Origin of the sequence: Microcystis sp. Msp_OC_L_20101000_S702 (assembly GCF_007095705.1) — a bacterium.
Taxonomy (GTDB): Bacteria; Cyanobacteriota; Cyanobacteriia; order Cyanobacteriales; family Microcystaceae; genus Microcystis; species Microcystis ichthyoblabe_A.
In genome coordinates this window covers 1-17,318 of record NZ_SFBO01000168.1, presented here as the reverse complement: position 1 = coordinate 17,318, position 17,318 = coordinate 1, and the positions used below count along the sequence as shown (strand labels likewise).

Here is a 17,318-nt window from a genome sequence, read left to right as displayed (position 1 = left end):
TTTCTCCGACTCTCAAACAGGATTGGTATTGGTAGTGCTTCTGCTAATATCTCTAACTTAGCTTGCTTTAGTATTTGCAAGGTTCCAACTATCATTAACAACAGTAGATATCCGGCTCGTCCCAGTTCATTTTCTAACACTTTCTGGTATAGTTCACTTATCATTTTCGTTATTTAGGTCATATATGGTAAATATGACTTATCTTTTTTTGGAGTCTGTGTCTGTATTTTATGCTATATAAGCTTTTCAGCTTGTTTGTCCCCCTGTCAGCCACTTAATAGCAAACAGTTCTTCTCTAACATTGGACTCATCTGAGTCTGAGACTTTATATCTAATTTTTTCGCTTGTTTTTCTGTAATTGCTAATTCCCCCAAAATGCTTTTCACTTTTCTCATCCGACCGGCGGTTTCTCCAGTGCTTGTTTTGACAAAAAAATACCGATTTCTGGGTTGACATACTCAATCATTAAATCTCTAACAGTCTCCTCTATCTCTGCCAAGTTATTAAATTCCTCAACTTGGGATTGTTTATAAAGACATTGCCCTAACTCTTGACATAACTCTTTAATTCTTTTTTCATTTTCTGATAGCATTGGATTGTTCCTCCTATCGAGCTATATTCTGAATTGTAAGTTATAAATATTAAGTAGTCGTGCAAAATTGATTTCCTAGTCGAGACAGGAGACAGGCTTCGGCCGTGAGCTCAGCGTTCGACTGAGCTCACGCCGAAGTCTCACGCCGAAGTCTCACGCCGAAGTCTCACGCCGAAGTCTCACGCCGAAGTCTCACGCCGAGGTCCGAACGGGTGTGGGGTGATGGGGAAGTGGGGTGATGGGGGATAAGATGATAGATGCTGGTGATTTCACCTGATCTTGACTGAGCCTGGGAGTTTTATGAATAGTCTTTTGATTGCGGCTACGGATACCGATGCGGGTAAAACCGTTGTCACCACTGCTTTAGTGGCTTATTGGCAAAAATACTATCCATCCAAGGCCTTGGGTCTGATGAAATTAATGCAAACGGGTCAAGGCGATCGAGAATGGTATGAGGGCTTATTTCAGGGTCAATTAGAAATGATCACACCGCTGCAATATCAAGCACCCTTAGCGCCTCCTGTGGCTGCTGATTTGGAGGGTCGAGATATTCCTTTAGGGACAGTGTGGCAAGCTCTGCTGAACCTACAAAAAAGCCAAGATTTGGTTTTAATTGAGGGTTTAGGGGGTTTAGGTTGTCCTGTCACTCACGAGCTAACTTTGGCGGATTTAGCGGCTCAATGGCGGTTAAAAACCCTTTTAGTGGTGCCGGTGAAATTGGGAGCGATTTCCCAAACGGTGGCTAATATTGCCCTAGCAGAGCAGAAAAAGGTCAATTTGGGCGGAATTATCCTTAATTGTCTCGAACCGCGCACGGAGACGGAGATAGAGCAGTTAACACCGATCGATTTAATTCAATCCTTGACTAATTGTCCGGTTTTAGGTGTTTTTCCCTTTATCGAAGATCGTCGGGATTTGGATAAATTGGCCTCGGTGGTAGCTAGTTGGCCGGAAATTAAGCTGTCAAGCATTTAAATTGCTTGTTGAGACGAGGCAAAAGGCAACCCCCCCTGCCCCCGACATCGGGGGGGTAAGAGAATAAATTAGGGTAAGTCCAGATATTCTTGTTCTGTTAGGGCAAATTCTGGATCAATGATTTTTACTTCATTATAGGTGAGTTGATAGAGTTTGTAAACTAAGTGATCGATCTGCTTTTCTAATTCGCTTGTGTTAGCGTTAGGATCGTCTTTTTTAGCGGCGAGAATTTTGTCAACAATGTCAATAATTATATTTTTTTGATGTAAATCTGTAGCTATAATAGGTAGCTTTCTAATATTAATTGGTTTAACTTCGGCAAAAGTTCTATTTTCTTCTTGAGTTAACTGTTTATAAATATAATCAATTAACTTTGAATTTAAAATGCCAACAAGAAATTTGTAATCAAAATCTATTTTATATTCTTCTTTAATCTTCAATATGATTACATTATTCATAGCGTAGTATGAATCAGTATCAATAGTCGCAATTACACGATCCGCAGTCTGTCTAATAATAATTTTATCTTCTTCAAAAAGTTCTTTGTATCGCGCCCAATGCAAACACCACCAAGGTAAAATTCCTTTTTTTGTTTCCCGTTTACTTTCCAATTTATCCTTGTATTTTTCCAAATATGACAAGCAATTTGGATAGTCATTGATATTGACTGATTTTGTAGTATATATGACTTTAAAATCACTTTCATATGTGACGTATTTATTGAAATTGCTTCCTACTAATACATTTTTTAATATAGATGGTTCTATTCCAAGCTCATTTGCTTCAGAAGAATGAATTCTGAATATTTTATCACCAGTAGGTTGAATACCGTTTGCAACCTCAAGAGCAATTTCATCAATTAATTTTATACTGCTAGAATTTCTATCGTTAATAGAGGCTAACAATCTATTAACTCCAAAAACTGAAGATGGAGTGTCTAATACATCAATTTTTGAGTATTTAGAAAATTCAGTTTGTTGAAATAGAATATTAGATTTTTTAAATGATCTTAAATCTGCATATTCAATAAAATAATTAGGATTGACTTCTTTCTTAAATAAAAGAATTGTAGTAGGAACCTCTGCATCATCAAAAACATTATCGCCTAAGTTTATTACTAAATCAATTGAAGATAAAGCAAGAAGGTTTCTTCGCGATTTTTCATACTCATTCTGAAACAAAAAATTATTTGGTATAATTAAACAGTTACATGAATTTTCTTTTGCGATTAGCAAAGTTTTTCCGATAAAGTAATTAAAAGTATCTGTCCATCTAGTGTGACAATCTGAATATTCAAGTTTCATAAACTCTTTTTCGATATCGCATAAGATAGCCCCATAAGGAGGATTCCCAATCACCACATCAAACCCAACAAAATCCCCGTCATCATTCAACACTTCAGGAAACTCAAACCGCCATTCTAAAGCATTATCATACAGCCTACCGCTTTCAATATCTGCAATTTCAGCAGTTAGCTTGTCAATCTCATTATTTAACTTAGTTACTTTTTTCTCCCGCGCTTTTTGCTCCGTCTTAGTCTCCTCAAACAATAAACCCTGATTTTCCAGATTATAAAGTTCCCCTTGTAATTGACGTAACTTCACCTTCTTAGGATCACTAATTAATAAATTAGCACTAAAACCCGCCTTAATCTTAGCAATCAGCGTTTCCATCTCCCGCTTTTGTTCCTTATTTTCCGCATTGCGATAAGTCTGTACCGCATTGCGATATTGCTCAATACTAAACCTCTGCTTCTGTAAAACCTGTTTAACATCCACATCCAAAGTAAAGCGACTAATCAAAGAATTACCACACTTGATATTAATATCAATATTTGGCAAAGTTTCTAAATTGCCATCCTCTCGATAATAAGCATTTTTTAAAAGCTCAATCCATAACCGCAAGCGACAAATAGTCACGGAATTAGGGTTAATATCCACCCCAAATAAACACCCTTCAATAATCGTCTGTTTCTCATGAAATAAGGCTTGCTGTACCCGTTGCTTTTCTTTATTATTCGGATGATAAGCAAATAAATTCCCCTCATCATCATAAACCAATAACTTATCGTTTCGCACCTCTACCCGATAATCTTTTAGCGACTTACCCGAACTATCTAATAAAACCCGTAACTCACTCTTAATCGCGATTATCTCATTCAAAGCTGAAACTAAAAAATGTCCCGAACCCACCGCCGGATCGCAAATCTTCAGGCTATTAATAATAACATTTGCCTCTCTTTTATCCTCAATTCGTTCATATAAATCATCTAAAGTTTGACAATTCCAGCCTTTTACTTCATTAAACTTCTGCACGATCGCTCTTCGTATCGTTTCCCGACACATATACATAGTAATAAAACTCGGTGTATAAAAAGAACCATCCTTATAACCATTAATCTTTTCAAAAATTAACCCCAACACCGAAGCATTAATTAACTTTTCGCTATCTTCTTGAGGATTTTCTAACTCATCTCGATCGAATTTATAAGCATCCAAAAACTCAAACAAATAAGCCAACGCATTTAACTCACCTACTCGCTTATTACCCTGATTATCTTTTAGCACCGTACCTGCAAAAATGGGTAAAGTTCGCTCCCGCAAATTGCCAATAAAAATCGTTTGCTGTTCCGTCTCCGTTGGCTCAAATAACGAACTATTTAAATAAGGTAGATGAGCAAAAGTCGTTTTAACCTTAGCCTCGCGCTTATTTGTCTCCCTAGCTAACACATCAAAAAATAAACTATCGAGATCATCATAACTGGGAACTTTCGCCAAGTTGAGAAAAGCAAAATCTCGATCGCCTTGATGATATTTAATTAATTGCGCTTCCAATAGTTTGAGAAACAAAACCCGATTAATCCAATTAATTGATAACCGCAACGCCACATTAAAAAGCCGTTCCTCATCCGTAGTTCCAAACTCTTCAGTTAATTTTGAAGTCTTATCTAGACTATCCAACCGACTAATCGCATTTTCAATCAGGGAACCATCACAGCGATCGCATTCTTTCATTCGTCCGATTAACTTCTTCCCTTTATCCTTAATTTCCGTCAAACCGATAATATACAAAAGCTCATTATAAAAAGGCTTATTTAAAGTATTACTGTCATTAACAAAAGGTAACTTAAGTAAATGTTCTGGCGAAAGAATCTTGTAAATATCAAGCAAATCTAAATTTTCCAGTTCTCGCAGATCAAAATGAGTAAACTTAATTTGCTCAATAACTTTAGTGATCGCTGGTTCGGCAATTTGTTGATAGAAAAAATCCGTTTTTGTACTACTCAGTCTCCCTTCTTCAAAATCGCAAAACTGGTTAACTAGAGCCTTATTAGCAAAAAACAACTCCTCAAAAATCTTCGCATCGAAAATAAACCACTCATAAATATTTGTTACGATCAAGTGTTTAATCTCAAGATTTTTATCCGTCACCCTTTCGCGGAGAAAATATAAAACTAACTGCTGAAAAGCCTTAGTATTGAGATGATCCAGTCTTGGCATTTCTGCATTTATTGTCCGAGTAGGTTTCTTAGTCTCAAAAATGATCCCCACTGGACTTTTAACATCCTGGTTATTATGAATCACCAGATCAATGCGCTCTTTTGTATTGATAAAATAGCGATCAGAATAATAGGTATTTTTAAAAAAATCTATCAGCAAATTTTTATTAAACTCTTCGGACTTTTTGCTGTCACATTGCTCCAACAAGCGCGTCAAATTAGCTTGAAAAACCTGAATTGTTTCAGTATCAGGCTTGATTTTCAAGTACATCCGATTTAAGGTTTGCTTAAGTTCTCGCTTATTGACGATCATAAAAGTTTACCTCTAGGGAAACTACCGATTAATTTTATTATAGCATTGCCAAATGATCGGTTAAAATAGAAGGATAAAAGTTGCAATCGAGGTCAATCTGTCGAAGCAAGGAATTTCTAACAGCAATGGGGAAATAATCCCCCGTCACAGTCTAGCTTGACGGGGGGAGTATGTCACTGTTGCAATGCTTTTAAGAAGCGTCCCATAGTGGCAAATAAACCCGACTTTTTGGCTTTGTTAGCAGGATTAGAACTATCCTCAGGATTATTACTAGAAGCTTTCAGAATCAGATTTTCTAAAGCTTCGCCCATGGGTTTAGTGGACTGTTCGGAAATTAACTCGTAACCGTCTTCTTTTTCTAGCCAAACTTGCCACAAGGAAGGATAGGAGCGATAAACGATCGCTGATTCCAAGGGACGAAAATAATAACAACTTTCTAGGATACTTAAAAATCTTTCTCGCAATTGTCGGGCTGCGTAACCGATACCCACTACCGATACATCTTCCAATTGGGGAATTAGAAGAACTACGGGACGATCTTCGGCCAGGTTACAGAGTTTTTCTACGGAATTAATCTCAACCGAGGAGGGACAAACAACTAAAAAAGCTTCATCTTCGGGCTTAATTTTGTTTTCGATGGGAATAAAACGACTACCTAAATCTCCCAATTGAAAAACTGTTTCTCCCCAATCCCGTCGAGCTAACATGGCGGCTCCAGTATCGGGAAAAATTACCCTTAAACCAGAACCATAACTGTCAAAAATAGAGGTAAAATCAAGGGCTAAAGCTTGCGCTTGTAGAGCAATTTCTGGGATAACTAATTCCACTTGTATGCGTCTAGCTCCCGATTCTAGAGCCAGTTGAGTGGCGGCTTTCGCTTGCAGGATCGTTTCTTCTAGGGAATTGGGTAGGGTCATTTCAGTTATCAGTTATCAGTTATCAGTTATCAGTTATCAGTGACTACCACTGGTCGTCGGTGGCTTAAAATCAGAAAGATTTTAATTTTTATAAAAGGTAGGGTTGATTCATGAATGAACCCTACGTCCTGTAGGGGCGAAGCATTCGGGCAATAACCTATCGGTGAAACCGTAGATTTTCTATCCGAATGCTTCGCCCGTACTTTTTGCCGCAAACCCTACTTAAGTTTAGATGAAGTATGACGATATCTGGCATCATCCCCAGCATTAAGATAAATCCTATAAAATACCTTTAGTTTTTAAGAAGAAAGTCGGTAATCGGGGAAAAGGTGAGGAGAGAAAGCTTAGGAAAGTTGATAGGAGCCGTGACGTTGGGCATAATAACCGAGAATTGCCGTGACTAGAGTGCGATCGCTTTCCTGAAAAGTCTCGGTATAGTTAATTTCTAGACTACCGATCTGACTTTGGTGATAATCGAATTGTTGGAACTGCTGGGGAGTGAGATGGGTTTCCACACCCTGAACCTGTTGTAAATGGCTGGCTAATTCTCGATAGATAGCCAAGGGCATTTGGGGATAAATAATAGTTTGTTTTTGTTGAATAGCAATCGATCGCACGGGTTTTATTCTCCTGATTCGGAAACATTATAGCTGATCGAGGCTTGCGGTGCGGCGGCGGGTTCAGGGACACCATCCCCTAGGCGACGGGTAATAGTTTGACCGTATTGTTCTAAGACAATAGAGGGGTTATCGGGATTAGTATTGATCGCTTTAACTAAAATTAAACCATTAGAGAGGGTAGAACCGGGGATAACTCGACGTTCCGTGGCTTCTCCGGGGGCTTTCACGATCGCCATAGGAGTGGTAGGCAACCGGAGAATGCCCGATACTTGCACTTCTTCCGCTTCCGTCGGTTGCGGTGGTGGTGGCGGCCCTTTCACTATCGGTGGTCTGGGGGTGGGAGGATTGCCCATTGGTGCGGGTGCGGTGGCCACCGGAGTCCCAGCCGGGGGTTCTTCCGCCACTGTGATTGTAATATTTGGTTGTACGGGAAAGGGGGCAAAGGGATCCCTGCGACCGCGATTAATTTCTGCCCGTTTTTGGTCGGGATCGGTGGCGGGAATCAATCCAGGTATCCTGGGGGTGGCTGGTTCGGTAGCCGGTTGCCTAGGATTGCTAAAGGCGGGTGGTTGGGCAGCCGGGGGACTGGGAGAGGGGGTGGGGGTTTCTTGGGTAATCGGTGGGGATTGATTAGCTTGGTCAGAAGCTGGACATCCCACCAACAATAAAGCGACACTCCCCACCGATAGGATTAGCGGCAATTTTTTCATGGGGAAACAAAGACAAAATGGCCCGGTCGGACAGCCTTAGATAATAACATAACATTCGTTTCCCAGAAATCTAGGCTGATTACACGGGGAAAGTCAGGAACTTTGCCCCGTTAGTCCAGTTTTAATACTGACTACCAGATTTGCGATGACCGATGGCGGTGACACCGTTACCATCCAAAACTTGACCCCGCTCGACCGTGGCATAGACTAACCAGCGATCGCCGCAGAGTTGTCGCTCTTTGACCGTACACTCTAGATAGGCGAGACTTTCGCTTAAAATCAGACAGCCATTTTCCCCGACTTGGGTTTCTAATTCCGTAAAGACATCGCTGCCGGATTTGATGCAATTGGAAAAATGGCGGCGTAAATTGCGCCCTTCCTTGAGAATATTCAAGGTAAAGGCGGTTCTGGAGTTAATTAGGCGATCGGCGGCTTGTTCGTCAGCAACGGCGATAATTAGCCCCGGGGGGTTAAAACTGGCTTGGGATACCCAAGAGGTCAAGAAACCAGCATGATCCTCGCCCTGACGAGTGGTGAGAACAGAAAGGGAACCGACGATCCGACCAACGGCCTGGGCAGTGCGATCGATTTGTGTTTCGGTCATTCCCTGTTGGGGAACCCGCAATTTTTTGGTTTTTTTCAAGGTCTGGGCAAAAGTTTCTCCGGCTGAATAACCTGCTTGTAAACTGCTTTCTGTGGGGCTAAAACGCACGCGCAAAGACTCAAAACCGAGGCGATAATTGGCATCTTTGAGTTTAGTTTCAATTAAATCTACCGCTTCCCCACTCCAACCGTAGGAACCAAAAACCCCAGCTAATTTAGTTTTTGCTGCCGTGGAAAGAACGATTCCTAAAGCGGTTTGAATCTGGGTAGGAGCGTGACCAGCTAAGGTGGGAGAACCGATAATAAATCCGTCACAATTTTCGATCGCTTGACTAATTTCGGCGGGGGTGGCAAACTCACAATTGATTGATTCTACGGCCAGATCATTTTCTAATAATCCTCGTTCGATCGACCGGGCCAGGGTGGCAGTATTTCCGTAGGCAGAAGCATATAATAAAGCCACTTGTAGGGGTCGAGTTTTTTGTTCTTGACACCAATAACGATAATCGTGGGCAAGACGACTAAGACTATAACGAATTATCGGACCGTGGGCAGGTGCATAATATTGGGCGGGAAATTCTTTAATTTTGTCGAGGGCTGTTTCTACTGTTTTAGATTGCACGGCATGGAGACAATCAAAATAATAACGACGATCTGCGTCTAATTCTTTCCAATTTTTATCCCAAATATCGTCACTGCACAGATGCACACTAAAGAATTTATCGCTGTATAAAATTTGGGTTTTTTGGTCAAAAGTGCAGATTCCATCAGGCCAGCGCGGCGTAGGGACATTAATAAAACTGAGTTGATGACCCTGCCCTAAATCAAGGATTTCATCGGTTCGTATTCCCAAAATTTGGGCATCAGGCAAGGCATTTTTCAGGGTATTGACGGCAGCTTTAGAACAGAGGATGGTGATTTGATGGGTTTGGTCTAATAATGCCTTTAAAGTGACGATACGGTTGGGATTAACGTGACTGAGAATCAGATAATCGAGACGATGTAAGGGGACATATTGACGAATTTCTTCTAAATAAATTTCGGTGAAGGATTCTCCAGGAGGATCGATTAAGGCGGTTTTATCGCCCCAGATAAGATAGGAATTAGCCGTGGTTCCCCGTTGACGACCATATTCTATTTCAAATTTTAATCTGTCCCAAGTACGCGAGCGAAAAACCCAAGTTTGATCGGCAATTTCGGCGGTTTTAACATCGCGGGAGCGATTATTAATAGCAGGATTGGGAATTAAGGTAGTAGTGGTCATAGTTGTTAAGTTGGGTGTTGGGTGTTGGGTGTTGGGTTTTAGGGTTTTAGGGTTTTAGGGTTTTAGTTGAAATTACTCTATCTCCCCATTTCCCTATTCCCCCATTTACCTATCCCCTTCTAACTGATAACTGATAACTGATAACTGATAACTGATTAAGTTTTGCTGTTTATTTCAGTTAATTCTTTAACTAAATGTTGACGATAACGCTCCGAAACTTTTTGTTCGGGATCGATACCTTCAAAGGTGGGAGGAAGCCAAACTCTTAACACCATTAATGTGCCGAGAACTATTAGAAAAGCACAGGCGGCTAATACTTGTGTCCAATTAGTTTCTAGGACTCCTCTGACAATTAATTCTCGCAAAACCGAGACGATCGAAACTTCCACAGCAACACCGATAGAAACTCGTTTTTCTTGCAAATAAATAATTAACAATCGGAACAATTCTACTAGAATTAAGAGGAATAAAATATCGGCGGTAATAATCCGAAATTGAATCGGTGGCAGCAGCGACATAAACATTTCTCTGACTTCTAACACCATGAAGCTAAATAAACCAATACAGAGAGAAATGACAATTAAATCTTGAATCATTTCTAAGACTTGTACTACTCTCACCATCATTGGGGAAGGTTTTTTAATTGGTTCGTACATTTTATTGCTCCTAAAATTGATAAAATTTGGTGTTAGGAAAGTGGGGAAGTAGGGTGATGGGAAGAATAAATAAAAATAATCTCCTGCCTCCTGCCTCCTGATAACTGATAACTGATAACTGTTAATAATGATTGCCAACTTTGCGATGATGGACAGCAGTTAAGGTATCTAAACGGGCAACTCGTCCGCTATTAACGGTACAATAAACTACCCAATGATCGCCGCAATCTAAACGACTGGTGACTTGACATTCTATATAAGCTAAGGCATCGGCTAAAATTGGTGATCCATTGTTAGCAGTGTAGGTTTTAATGCCTTCAAAACGATTGGCACCGGGAGAGAAACGCTTGAGGAAATGTTTCATTAATTTCTGGTAATTATCCTCAGCTAAAACATTTAAAACAAAGGTATCGCTAGGCTGTAAAAAGGATACCATTGCTCGATCTTTAGCCACTGCAATCGCCACACCTAAAGGATTTAAACTTGCTTGTGTCACCCAAGAGGCAATCATGGCACTAGATAAATCGGCTTTTTGGGAAGTAATTAGGTATAATCCGGTGCTAATACGTCCTAGAGCCTTTTCTAAGTCGTTATTAATCGATTTAATTTGTTTAATTGTTTTTTCTCGGCTTAACCATTGGCCGAGTTCGGTTCCTGCTTCATCGGCAATTAAATCGAGGGATTGATTGGTATTGTCTTTAACTAAAAGAGGAGGAAAAGCTTCGATCGCCCCGATTTCCTGTAATTTATTTCTTAAGGGGAAAATTGGTTCATCTTCCCCACCTCCTGACTCAAATAATCCTACCGCTTGTTTGCCATTGATTGAAGCAATAATCGTGCTTAAAATCGTCTGGTTAATCGGGGAAGATTGGGGAGGCATTCCGACGATAACTCCCTTAGATTGATTGATCAATTCTCTGACTTCGTGGGGATCAGCATTATTCATATCGACTAATTCTGTCACCACATCATTTTTATTCAAACCCTGACTAATCATAGTAGCTAAATGTTCGCTTTGTCCGTAATCTTGGGTAAAAAATACAGTCACTAAAGTATCAGCAGAAGTTTGTTCTTGACTCCAAGTTTGATAGCGTCCCACCCAATCAGAAATATGGTGTTTTAATAGGGGGCCGTGACCGGTGGCAATGAGATTAATCTCAAATTTCTCGATCCTTTTAATTGCCCCTAAAACCGAACGAGCATTCGGTCGCATCAGACAGTCATAATAGGTTTGAAAATCGCCTTCTAGCAGGTCTTTTTCTCGATCATAGGTTTGATCGTCACAAAAGTGCATTCCGAAGGCATCACAGGTAAAAAGGGTGGCAGTTTTAGCATCAAAAGTGAAGATAGTATCAGGCCAATGAAGATTAGGGGCCGCAACAAATTCTAAAACATGGCCATTACCTAAATCTAAAGTATCACCACTTTTAACTATTAACTGTTTAAAGGGTCTGTGTACCATGTTTTCGAGGAATTGCATGGCAACTTTTGCCCCCACCACGGTAACTTCTGGGACTAATTCTAAAACTTCTTTGACTAAACCACTGTGGTCGGGTTCGGTGTGACTGATAATTAAATAATCAAGATGATTGATGTTGATTAGTTTAGTTAATTCCTCCAGATAAAGGCGATCGAATTTGCGGTGAGATGTATCAATGAGAGCGGTTTTTTCCCCTTGAATAACAAAAGAGTTATAAGTGGTACCGTTTTCTAAACCAAATTCGATATCAAAGCGATCGCGGTCCCAATCCAAACAGCGCAGGGTAAAGGTATTTTCGGCGATTTCTTGGATTTGTGTGGTTAAACGGCTGGTTTTAGCGGGTTTTGGGGTGATTAAAGCAACCATAATTTCTATCTCCCACAGGATTTGATGCGGAACTGCATTTGCTTAATTCCTATGGTGACTTGCTTTCAGGGATTTGTAAAATACCAATTACTCAAGTCAATGATTAGTTAGATTTATATAACCTTTTCTCTATGGTTGCGGATATTAATTTGAGTGCTGGCCCTACCGAATCAAGACCTGAATACTGATTGTGCATCCTATCCACCGGTTAGCTTAGTCCTCGGTTTTACCTACTGCACTTTTGCCTATTTGTCAAGCTTTTTACACAATTCTTAATATTTCCCTCGTTTTTGCTCTCTCGCTCTCTTGGGGTGTTTTGTTTTCGATGTCAGTCTATGGGTGAACCTGTAACCCTTAACACAAGTCCAGAAAAAGGGTTTCTTCAAGAAACCCTTTTTCTCTGTGTGGCCAGGTTAATTTATCAGTGTGAAATCAGCCGCTATCAGGGTAGGAACAGTCAACAAATTGGCAAATTCAAAGCCACTTCCTAAACCAGCAGCACTACCATTTTGATTGTAGTAAATACTGCCACTGCTGTTACTGTAAACGATAAAAGCACTGCTAGTGGCGACTAAATCATCGTCAGCGACGCTGGCAAATTCAGCCGGTTGACTGAAGCCATTGCCAATGATACTTTGTAAGGCAGTAAAGATGGCTTTACTTAATACTATTTTATCACTGCCGGGGGTGAAATCGCTGATGGCATCGATGCCTAAATTACTACTGTTGAAGATAAAATTATCGCTACCATTACCACCAGTAAGTAAATCATCACCAAAACCACCAATTAACCTATCGTTTCCGTTTTGACCGGTTAATTGATCGTTGCCACCACGACCAGTTAGAGTATTATTAAGGCTATTCCCGGTTAGTCGGTCATTACCGCTATCGCTAATAATATTTTCGATGGTGTTATTTGCCGAAAAAGTCAATTTTAGATTATTGGTAACGGCGGTTTGGACAGCAGTAGTCCCCAAGTTAACTCTTACTGCGGTATTTGTCCCAGTAAAGTCGAGGGTATCGATACCGCCGGTGGTAGTTTCTTGGATGGTATCGCTTGCTAATTGGGTTGAAGCATTGAAACAGTAAATATCGTTACCATTAGCACCAGCGAGGATATTGTTACCGCTATTTCCGGTAATTTTATTGTTAGCAGCGTTACCCGTACCATTAATATTATTACTGCCAATTAGTCTGAGGTTTTCCACATTATTGGGTAAGGTTCGAGTAATGCTGCTTTGTAGGGTGTCAGTAATAATTACCTGTCCAATTGCTTCGTCGGGATTGATGGTAGCATTAACCGCATTTGACAGGGTTACTGTAAAAGCTTCATCAGGTTCATTGAGGTTATCATTGAGGATGGGAATGCTAATAGTAGCGGTGGCAGTATTAGGTGCAATGGTGATAGTTCCAGTTTTGCTAGTGTAATCTACATTGGCGGTAGCGTTAATGGGTGCAGTGGTATAGTTGACGCTAATTGGTTGTGTACTTGGATTATTTACAGTGACGGTGAGGATTGCATTACTATTTTGACCTTCCACCACGGTGATGTCATTGATGGAGAGTTGCGAGGTGACAGTGCTATCGTCATCATTAATCGTACCTTGTCCTTGATTATCGGTTATCGTAACATTACGACCATTGGCTTGTAAGTTACTCAGATTGACGAAGAAAGTCTCGTTATTTTCAACTTTAGTATCGCCATTGACAGCAACAGTAATCGTCTTAGAAGTCTCCCCAACATTGAAGGTTAAGGGAGTAGTAGCAATCGCTGTATAATCATTATCTGCTGTGGTAGCGGTTCCATTGGCTGTAGCGTAATTGAGGGTGACAGATGTATCAACTGGATTGGAAAGGGTGACGGTAAAGACTGCATTGGTAGTCCCGCTATTTCCTTCGCTAACAGTTACGTCATTGATTGAAATAGAGGCACTGTCATCATTATTAATTGTTCCCGTCACTGGGGTGGTCGTACCTATTGTATAACCTGTCCCCGCAGCAAGGGTTAAAATAACAGTTTCGTTACTTTCTACTGTTGTGTCAGCAGTGGGGTCAACGATTACCGTCGCGGTCGATGAACCAGCCGCAAAGATGACGCTGGTGGGAATAGAAGCGTAATCGGTTCCATTGGTTGCTGTCCCACTAACTGTATAGTTAACTGTTAAAGAATTAGTGGTTACTCCGGTGCGGGTGAAGGTATAAACCAGATTTGTTGTCCCATCTTCTGTCACACTGCTAGGAGAAACTGCAAGGGTAATACTGGGAAGAGTCGGACTAGAAACATAGCTAAAATAACTAGCAGTTAGACTTAATGCTGTTTGATTACTGATATAAGCAATCAGTTCATCTGCTTCGTTTCCTGGTTTGTTGATGTAGAGATTAGTAGTGGAATCAGAAACTGTTAAGAGATAGTCACTACTTGCACCTCGTAGTTGAATTGTATCATCAATCGTGCTAAAGTCGGCAATTTCCGCGTAGTCGCTAGTACCTTCAGTAGCTGTCAAACCGTCATCATAGAAGGTCTTTGTCGTATCTGCAAGGATAAAGCGATCGCTTCCTGAACCTCCTACTAAATCATCATATTCTCCTGTACCGCCATCTGTTCCTTGTAGGGTGTCATTCCCATTACCACCATAAAGCTGATCATTATCAGCACCCCCATTGAGGACATCATTCCCATCCTCTCCATCAATGATGTCAGCACCAGCATTACCTGAAATGGTATCGTTACCCTCTCTACCATACAAATGTTCATAGTAACCTACTGCTGTACCGCCAAAAATGACATCATTATAATCAGTTCCCTTAAACCCGTTAAAACTCTCAATCGAAGTAAAGGTATCAGTTTCCGTACCGACAGTAATCGTTCCACTCCCAGCGGTGTCGTAGGTCATGGTTAAACCACTACTACCATAGCTGTAGTCAGCATGATAGCTATCACTACCAGCACCACCATTTATCGTGTCATTATTGCCTTCATCGCCGGTAAAGTAATCATCTCCTGAATCACCATTGAGGAGATCATTACCATTACCACCATAAATGTCATCATTACCTACACCCCCATTGAGGACATCATTCCCATCCTCTCCATAAATTTCGTCAAAACCAGCATTACCTGAAATAGTATCGTTACCACCTCCACCTTTGAGTCCACCCTCATAATATTCATTTTCTGTCCCGCCAAAAATGACATCATTATACTCAGTTCCCTTAAACCCGTTAAAATTCTCAATCGAAGTAAAGGTATCAGTTTCTGTACCGACAGTAATCGTCCCACTCCCGGTAGCGGTATTGTAGGTCATGGTTAAACCGCTACTAGCATAGCTGTAGTCAGCCTCATAGCGATCAATCCCACTACCACCATTTATCGTGTCATTACCGTCCTCATTGGTAAAGTAATCATCTCCTGCATCACCATTGAGGCTATCATTCCCACTACCACCATAAAGTTGATCATTATCAGCACCACCATTGAGGACATCATTCCCATCCTCTCCATAAATTTCGTCAAAACCAGCATTACCTGAAATAGTATCGTTACCACTTCCACCTGAGAGAGCGCCATAATAATAATAAAATTCACTTTCTGTCCCGCCAAAAATGACATCATTATACTCAGTTCCCTTAAACCCGTTAAAACTCTCAATCGAAGTAAAGGTATCAGTTTCTGTACCGACAGTAATCGTCCCACTCCCGGTAGCGGTATTGTAGGTCATGGTTAAACCGCTACTAGCACTACTGTAGTCAACCTCATAGCGATCAGTCCCACTACCACCATTTATCGTGTCATTACCCGCATCGTTGGTAAAGTAATCACTTCCATCCCCACCGTTAAGAGAGTCATTACCATTACCTCCATAAATATTATCGCTTCCCCCCAGACCACTTAAAGTATCATTGCCATCTAACCCAAAAATATTATCACCCCCAGATGTACCCGTAATACTATCATTCCCATTAGTCCCCGTAAAATCCGCCTGTTCTACTTGAATAATTTCCCCATTTACTATAATTGTTGTCTGGTCATTCTCTGCTCGTAAAGCGTCTAAGGTTGCCACATCCAGACTGTTACCTTGAACCAACTCCGCAAAAATTGCCCCCTCATCTCCCGCGCTATCCACCTGATTAATTTGAGCATCCACATAATGCCCAATTTCTTCTAAAATTACATTAACTATCGCTGCTGACGAAGCTGTATTTAAAAAAGATGCTGATAGATAAATCTTATTCGTACTGCTGGAATATGCACCATTCGCCGTCCCTAAAACCTCATCACTGAGTACCTCAATCGGGGGAATTTGACTAAAATTTCGGCTTTGCCACTGCTGTTGTAGTTCTGTCGCCTTAACCACATCATAACTTGTGCCAAAAGCGATAGCCAAATTCGCCCAAAAACCATCAGATTGAGCAAAATTAAACAAAACATCGTCAACAACAGGAAGAATCGGCAAAAGAGAGGAAGTCATGACATTAACAGCAAAAGTTTATTAATAACAGTTTTAGCCTAACAATCCCCAATCTTTCAAGACCCCTGTAACAGAAATTAACATTTATTACAAGAAAACGGGTTCCTTCGAGAAACCCGTTTTCTAGATATTAGGATAAGATTATTGGATTCTTGCCAAAGACTGCTTGTAGATAGTACCGAAACTTTATTCAGGTATTGTTCCACATCTAAAGGAACTTCACCTAAGCGAGCTTGCAAAACTGTTTTGACAAAATCACGAGCATTTTCTAACGCGCCAATTTCCTTGCCTATTTCCTTACCAATTTCCTTACCAATTTCCTTGCCTATTTCCTTACCAATTTCCTTACCAATTTCCTTGCCTATTTCCTTACCACGTTCCATTCCTCGTAACTCCATATTACTCATTAAAGGCATGGTTCTTTCCTCCTCAAATTGTTTAATTTTATTCTCTAAACTTGACTGTAATTCAGGGGATAAAGTCATCATATTGTCGATGATTTCAAACAGTTTAATTATCTGTTCTCTCTCGAACTCCTTTTCATATAATCCCCTGATTAACCTCCACTTCCACTGTTCCCGTTGTGGCAGCTTCCCAGTAGTCGCTTTTGTTTTCAGGTGTGCCATGACTATTATAGCAAAGGGATTGCTACTTGCTTCTAGTTCTGACCATCTTTCCTCATAGTCCAGTAATTTAACCGTTGGGAATTTCAGACTCACTTCACAGCCGGCGATAGTATAATTATAGGAATCTGGTCGCCAATTTACTCGTTCATCTCCTAATATAGCGAGACTGATAACCGGTTTCTGATACAAATCAAAGGCCCGATAGTTATAAATATACATCCTCTGAGG

Annotated in this window: 10 protein-coding genes and 1 pseudogene; 1 reads left to right on the top strand and 10 read right to left on the bottom strand. The window is 40.6% G+C overall.

The features are described 5' to 3' along the window. Positions 1 to 187: 187 nt before the first annotated feature. Positions 188 to 592 (bottom strand): annotated as a pseudogene (locus EWV60_RS17975) (ISKra4 family transposase); the annotation flags it as partial. A gap of 300 nt (positions 593 to 892) precedes the next feature. Between EWV60_RS17975 and bioD the strand changes: the two are divergent. After that, entirely contained in the window at positions 893 to 1,567 is a 675-nt protein-coding gene (gene bioD / locus EWV60_RS17970) for a dethiobiotin synthase (protein ID WP_002763308.1), read from the top strand. A gap of 68 nt (positions 1,568 to 1,635) precedes the next feature. On the opposite strand, the gene EWV60_RS17965 is transcribed toward bioD, so the two are convergent. From EWV60_RS17965 to EWV60_RS17925, 9 genes are all read right to left on the bottom strand, one after another. Then, positions 1,636 to 5,379, bottom strand: a complete 3,744-nt coding sequence (locus EWV60_RS17965; protein WP_287233836.1) for a DUF7149 domain-containing protein — start codon at positions 5,377 to 5,379, stop codon at positions 1,636 to 1,638. A gap of 173 nt (positions 5,380 to 5,552) precedes the next feature. Beyond that, positions 5,553 to 6,296, bottom strand: coding sequence for a DUF1995 family protein (locus tag EWV60_RS17960; protein WP_287233834.1), 744 nt, complete (start codon positions 6,294 to 6,296; stop codon positions 5,553 to 5,555). A gap of 344 nt (positions 6,297 to 6,640) precedes the next feature. Further along, positions 6,641 to 6,913, bottom strand: a complete 273-nt coding sequence (locus EWV60_RS17955) for a hypothetical protein (protein ID WP_024970522.1) — start codon at positions 6,911 to 6,913, stop codon at positions 6,641 to 6,643. Between the two features lie 5 nt (positions 6,914 to 6,918). Further along, positions 6,919 to 7,626 (bottom strand): hypothetical protein, encoded by a 708-nt coding sequence (locus EWV60_RS17950; RefSeq protein ID WP_287233832.1) that lies wholly within the window; start codon positions 7,624 to 7,626, stop codon positions 6,919 to 6,921. Positions 7,627 to 7,747: 121 nt separating this feature from the next. Continuing rightward, positions 7,748 to 9,493: a diflavin flavoprotein gene (locus EWV60_RS17945; RefSeq protein WP_287233830.1), complete on the bottom strand. Its 1,746-nt coding sequence runs from the start codon at positions 9,491 to 9,493 to the stop codon at positions 7,748 to 7,750. A 155-nt stretch (positions 9,494 to 9,648) separates the two neighbouring features. Continuing rightward, entirely contained in the window at positions 9,649 to 10,149 is a 501-nt protein-coding gene (locus tag EWV60_RS17940) for a phosphate-starvation-inducible PsiE family protein (protein ID WP_002769278.1), read from the bottom strand. Between the two features lie 121 nt (positions 10,150 to 10,270). Further along, the gene (locus EWV60_RS17935; RefSeq protein WP_287233828.1) at positions 10,271 to 11,995 is read right to left on the bottom strand and encodes a diflavin flavoprotein; all 1,725 of its coding nucleotides are present in this window, start codon (positions 11,993 to 11,995) and stop codon (positions 10,271 to 10,273) included. Between the two features lie 413 nt (positions 11,996 to 12,408). After that, positions 12,409 to 16,464, bottom strand: coding sequence for a beta strand repeat-containing protein (locus tag EWV60_RS17930; RefSeq protein ID WP_287233826.1), 4,056 nt, complete (start codon positions 16,462 to 16,464; stop codon positions 12,409 to 12,411). 77 nt (positions 16,465 to 16,541) lie between these two features. Further along, positions 16,542 to 17,318 (bottom strand): hypothetical protein (locus tag EWV60_RS17925; RefSeq protein WP_287233825.1); only part of this gene is annotated, 777 nt, incomplete at its 5' end.